4 protein-coding genes are annotated in these 4,499 nt (G+C 70.2%); 1 reads left to right on the top strand and 3 read right to left on the bottom strand.

What is annotated here, in order from left to right; all coding sequences use genetic code 11:
- From ACTHNQ_RS19620 to ACTHNQ_RS19610, 3 genes are all read right to left on the bottom strand, one after another.
- On the bottom strand, positions 1-209 hold a 209-nt coding region (locus tag ACTHNQ_RS19620; protein ID WP_440335607.1), incomplete at its 3' end, for a biotin/lipoyl-containing protein.
- 62 nt (positions 210-271) lie between these two features.
- A complete protein-coding gene (lpdA, locus tag ACTHNQ_RS19615; protein ID WP_440335606.1) occupies positions 272-1,645 on the bottom strand; it encodes a dihydrolipoyl dehydrogenase in 1,374 nt (457 codons plus the stop codon).
- Positions 1,642-3,129 (bottom strand): leucyl aminopeptidase, encoded by a 1,488-nt coding sequence (locus ACTHNQ_RS19610; RefSeq protein ID WP_440335605.1) that lies wholly within the window; start codon positions 3,127-3,129, stop codon positions 1,642-1,644. Before ACTHNQ_RS19610 ends, lpdA begins: the two co-directional genes overlap by 4 nt.
- Before the next feature lie 85 nt (positions 3,130-3,214).
- Between ACTHNQ_RS19610 and ACTHNQ_RS19605 the strand changes: the two genes are divergently transcribed.
- Complete coding sequence (locus tag ACTHNQ_RS19605) at positions 3,215-4,132, top strand: PAC2 family protein (protein WP_018170907.1); 918 nt, start codon at positions 3,215-3,217, stop codon at positions 4,130-4,132.
- Positions 4,133-4,499: the final 367 nt, after the last annotated feature.

Below are 4,499 nucleotides of genomic sequence, written 5' to 3'. Positions count from 1 at the left end.
CCGACCTCGACGGTCTCGTCCTCCTGCACGAGGATCTCCTCGATGACGCCGCTCACCGGCGACGGGATCTCGGTGTCCACCTTGTCCGTGGAGATCTCGAGCAAGCCTTCGTCGGCCTGGACCGTGTCGCCGACGTTCTTGAGCCAGCGGGTGACCGTTCCCTCTGTGACGCTCTCTCCGAGAGCGGGGAGGACCACGGATGTGCTCATGAGGATGTCTCCTTCTGAATGAATATCGGATCTAGCTTAGTGATGGGGGGCGGCCTGGAGGGTCAGAGCGCGTGCAGCGGCTTGCCCGCGAGGGCGAGGAACGCCTCGCCGAGCGCTTCCGACTGGGTGGGATGCGCGTGGATGAAGGGCGCGATGTCTTCGGGGTGCGCCTCCCACCCGACCGCGAGCTGACCTTCGGTGATGAGCTCCCCGACACGGTCGCCGATGAGGTGCACGCCGAGGACGGGCCCGTCCTTCTCGCGCACCACCTTGACGATGCCGCTCGTGCCCAGGATCTCGCTCTTGCCGTTGCCGGCGAGGTTGTACTCGTACGCGACGATGCCGTCGGCGCCCAGACGGTCGGCGGCCTGAGCTTCGGTGAGTCCGACGGACGCGACCTCGGGGTGGCTGTAGGTCACCTTGGGGATATGCGCGTCGGGGATGACGACGGGGGAGAGCCCGGCGATCTCCTCGGCGACGAAGTTGCCCTGCTGGAATCCGCGGTGGGCGAGCTGCAACCCGGGCACGATGTCGCCGACCGCCCACACGTGGGGCACACCGGTGCGCAGACGCTCGTCGGTCACGACGAATCCGCGGTCCAGCGTGAGGCCCGCCTCCTCGTATCCGAGGCCGGCGGTCGCAGGCCCGCGACCGACGGCGACGAGCAGGTAGTCGGCCGTGAAGATCTTGCCGTCCTCGAGCGTGACGGTGACGGCATCCGAGGTCTGCGTCGCGGACTGGAAGCGCACACCGAGGGAGTACTGGATGCCGCGGCGGCGGTAGGCGCGCTCCAGACCCTTGCTGAGCGAGAGGTCCTCATTCGGGACCAGGTGGTCGAGCGCCTCGACGATCGTGACCTGCGCGCCGAACGAGTGCCACACGCTGGCGAACTCGACGCCGATCACGCCGCCGCCCAGGATGATGACGCTCGACGGGATCTCGTCGAGCTCGAGCGCCTGCTCGCTGGTCAGGATGCGTCCGCCGATCTCCAGGCCGGGGAGCGTGCGGCTGTACGAGCCGGTGGCGAGGATCACGTCGGTGCCGCGGTACACGTCGTCGCCGACGCGGACGGCGGGACCGGCCTCGAGACGGCCTTCACCGGTGACGACGGTGATGCCACGCGCCTTCACCAGGCCCTCGAGCCCCTTGTACTTCTTGGCGACGATGCCCTCGCGGTAGGTGCGGACGCCCGCCGGGTCGATCCCCTCGAGTGTCGCGCGGATGCCGTAGGAAGCCGCTTCGCGGGCGGTGTCGGCCACCTCCGCCGCGTGCAGGAGCGCTTTGGTGGGGATGCAGCCGCGGTGCAGGCAGGTCCCGCCGACCTTGTCCTTCTCGACGAGGGCGACGGTCTTGCCCAGCTCGGCGGCGCGGAGCGCGGCGGCGTAGCCGCCGCTGCCACCGCCCAGAACGACGAGATCGAAGGTGTGGTCGGTCATCGTGCCTCCTCATCGAGGTCAGTCAGGACGAAGCGGATCAGGCTGCGCACGGTGGCGGCAGTCGGTCCCTTGTCGGTGTAGCCGTACGGCGCGCCCTTGTGGAGCCCGCTGCCGGCGATGTCGAGATGCACCCAGGGGATCCGGGGCGCATCCGCTTCGTCGCCCGTGCGGCCGACGAAATGACGCAGGAACAGTCCTGCGAAGAGCGAGCCGCCCGCCGGATCGCCGATCTTGGCGTTCTGCAGGTCGGCGATGGGGGAGTCGAGCTCTTCCACCATGTGTGCGGGAAGCGGCAGCTGCCAGGCGGGCTCGCCGGCCTCGGCGGCGGCTGCGAGGTAGTCGGCGACGGCGTCGTCGTCGCCCATGACGCCGGTGTGCCGGGTGCCGAGCGCGACGAGGATCGCGCCGGTCAGCGTGGCGACGTCGACGATCACGTCGGGGTGCTCCCGGCTGGCCGCGACGAGGCCGTCGGCGAGCACCAGGCGCCCTTCGGCATCCGTGTTGAGCACCTCGACCGTCGTGCCGTCCAGCATCCGCAGCACGTCCCCGGGACGAGTGGCGCGACCCGACGGCATGTTGTCGGCGACGCACAGCCACGCGGTGACGCGGACCGGGGCTTCGACGGCTGCGGCGGCGCGCACCACTGCGAGCACGGTCGCGGCCCCGGCCATGTCGTACTTCATCCCGACCATCGACGCCGCAGGCTTGAGCGACAGTCCGCCGGTGTCGAACGTGATGCCCTTGCCGACGAGCGCGACGTGACGGGTGGCGCCGGCGGGCGCGTAGTCGAGGCGCACCAGGCGGGGCGGCCGGTCGGAGCCCTGCCCGACGCCGAGGATGCCGCCGAAGCCCTGTTCGCGCAGCGCGTCTTCGTCGAGCACGTCCACCTGCACCCCGAGGTCCGCCACCGCCTCGGCCGCCTTCTGCGCGACGTCGGCAGGGCCGAGCCATTCGGCGGGGATGTTGACGAGATCCTTGACGAGCGCGACGGATGCCGCGGTCTCGGCGGCCAGACGCAGTGCGGCGTCATCCGCCTCGGCCGTACCGTGCACGACCACGCGGGAGGCACGAGCCTTCGGCGTCTCGGACTTGTAGCCGTCGAACCGGTAGCCACCGAGGCCGGCGCCTTCGGCCGCGGCCGCCCACAGCGCGGGGTCGGCGAACGGAGCGGCGACGGCGACGGTCGCGTAACCGGTGAGGGATCGGATGCCGGCGCCCACGGCGTCACGCAGGGCCGAGGCATCCGGTTCCGCGCCCGTTCCGACGACGGCCAGCGGCAGCGTCGTCGACTCGGGGGCGAACACCCGCAGGAAAGACCCGGTCGCACCGCTGAAGCCGAGAGCCGACAGTGCGTCGCGCAGTCCCGGCCAGTCGGCCAGGTCGGGCGCCTGGTCGCCCTCCAGGGGCGGCAGCGCGAGGAGCAGTGCGTCGGCTTCGGACTCTCGGACGGGGGTGGTGCGGTACTCGAGGTCGGGGAACGCCATGGTGCCCATCCTACGGAGCATGCGTGTTCGCTCTGAGCGCGACCGACCCGCCCTCTGCCCCTCCGACGGCTCGTAGCATGGGAGCATGCCTCTCTCCGGCCCGCTGTTCGAGCGCGCGGCATCCGCGCCCCCGGTACCGCGCGGTCTGCCGCTGGTGATCGCCCTGACCGGCTTCACCGATGCGGGCAGCGCCGTGAGCCGCGTCATCGACTATGTGCGCGACGACCTGTCGCCTTCTCCGCTCGTCGTGTTCTCCAACGACACGCTGCTCGACTACCGCGCCCGGCGCCCGATCGTGTCGTTCGAGAAGGACCACCTCACCGACTACCGTCCGCCGCGCCTGGAGCTGTCGTTCGCTCACGATTCGCTCGGCCAGCCCTTCCTGGTGCTCGCCGGCTACGAGCCGGACTTCGCATGGGATGCCTTCGCCGCCGCGGTGGTGGATCTCGCCGAGCTGTACGGTGTGTCCACGGTCACGTGGGTGCATGCGATCCCGATGCCGGTGCCGCACACGCGTCCGATCGGCACGACGGTCAGCGGCACCCGGACCGAGCTCACCGAGGCGCACTCGGTCTGGCAGCCGCACACGCAGGTGCCCGCGACCGCCGGCCATCTGCTCGAGTACCGCCTGGCCGAGGCGGGGACCCGCGTCGCGGGCTTCGTCCTGCTCGTTCCGCACTACCTCGGCGACTCCGACTATCCGGCCGCCGCGCTCGCGGCGCTCGACAGCCTCACCGTCGCGACCGGACTCGTCTTCGCCGGCGACGAGCTGCGCGAAGAGAACCGCGAATACCTCGAGAAGGTCACCGAGCAGATCGACGGTAGCGACGAGCTGGCACGCATGGTGGAGGGGCTCGAGGAGCGGTACGACTCGTATATGGCCGGTTCCACGCTCGCGACGCCGATGATCCACACGGGCGATCTGCCCAGCGCCGATGAGCTCGCCGCAGAGCTCGAGCGGTTCCTGGCTACGCGCCCCGACGACGACAAGCGCGGTTCCTGATCCGCGGGCCCCGACTCGGCGCGAGCTGCGGAATTCTGGTTCCGGCCTGCGCGTTGTCATAGGTACGGAGGTGCGCCGGTCCCGGCGGGGCGATGCTGGCGGCGCACGGCAAGTATGAGATACTAGACGCTCTGACCCGTTGTCAACCGTCTTCGTGAGAGCTCTCAGCGAAGGCTGGGACTTGACAAGGGTCTTACTAGTGTCCGAAACCGACCGGAGCCGCGCCGAGCGCGTCGACCGGTGAAAGGCGAAACGTGACTCCAGGCACGAACACCAAGGCTCGCTCGGCCGCGAAGGACACCGAGTCGGACGAGACGAAGACCGCAGCCGCCAAGAAGGCTCCCGCAGCCAAGGGGGCCGCCAAGGC

This window comes from Microbacterium sp. (genome assembly GCF_051953575.1).
Lineage (GTDB): Bacteria > Actinomycetota > Actinomycetes > Actinomycetales > Microbacteriaceae > Microbacterium.
Note: the sequence above shows the minus strand (reverse complement) of the source record. Positions and strands in the feature narration are given on the sequence as shown.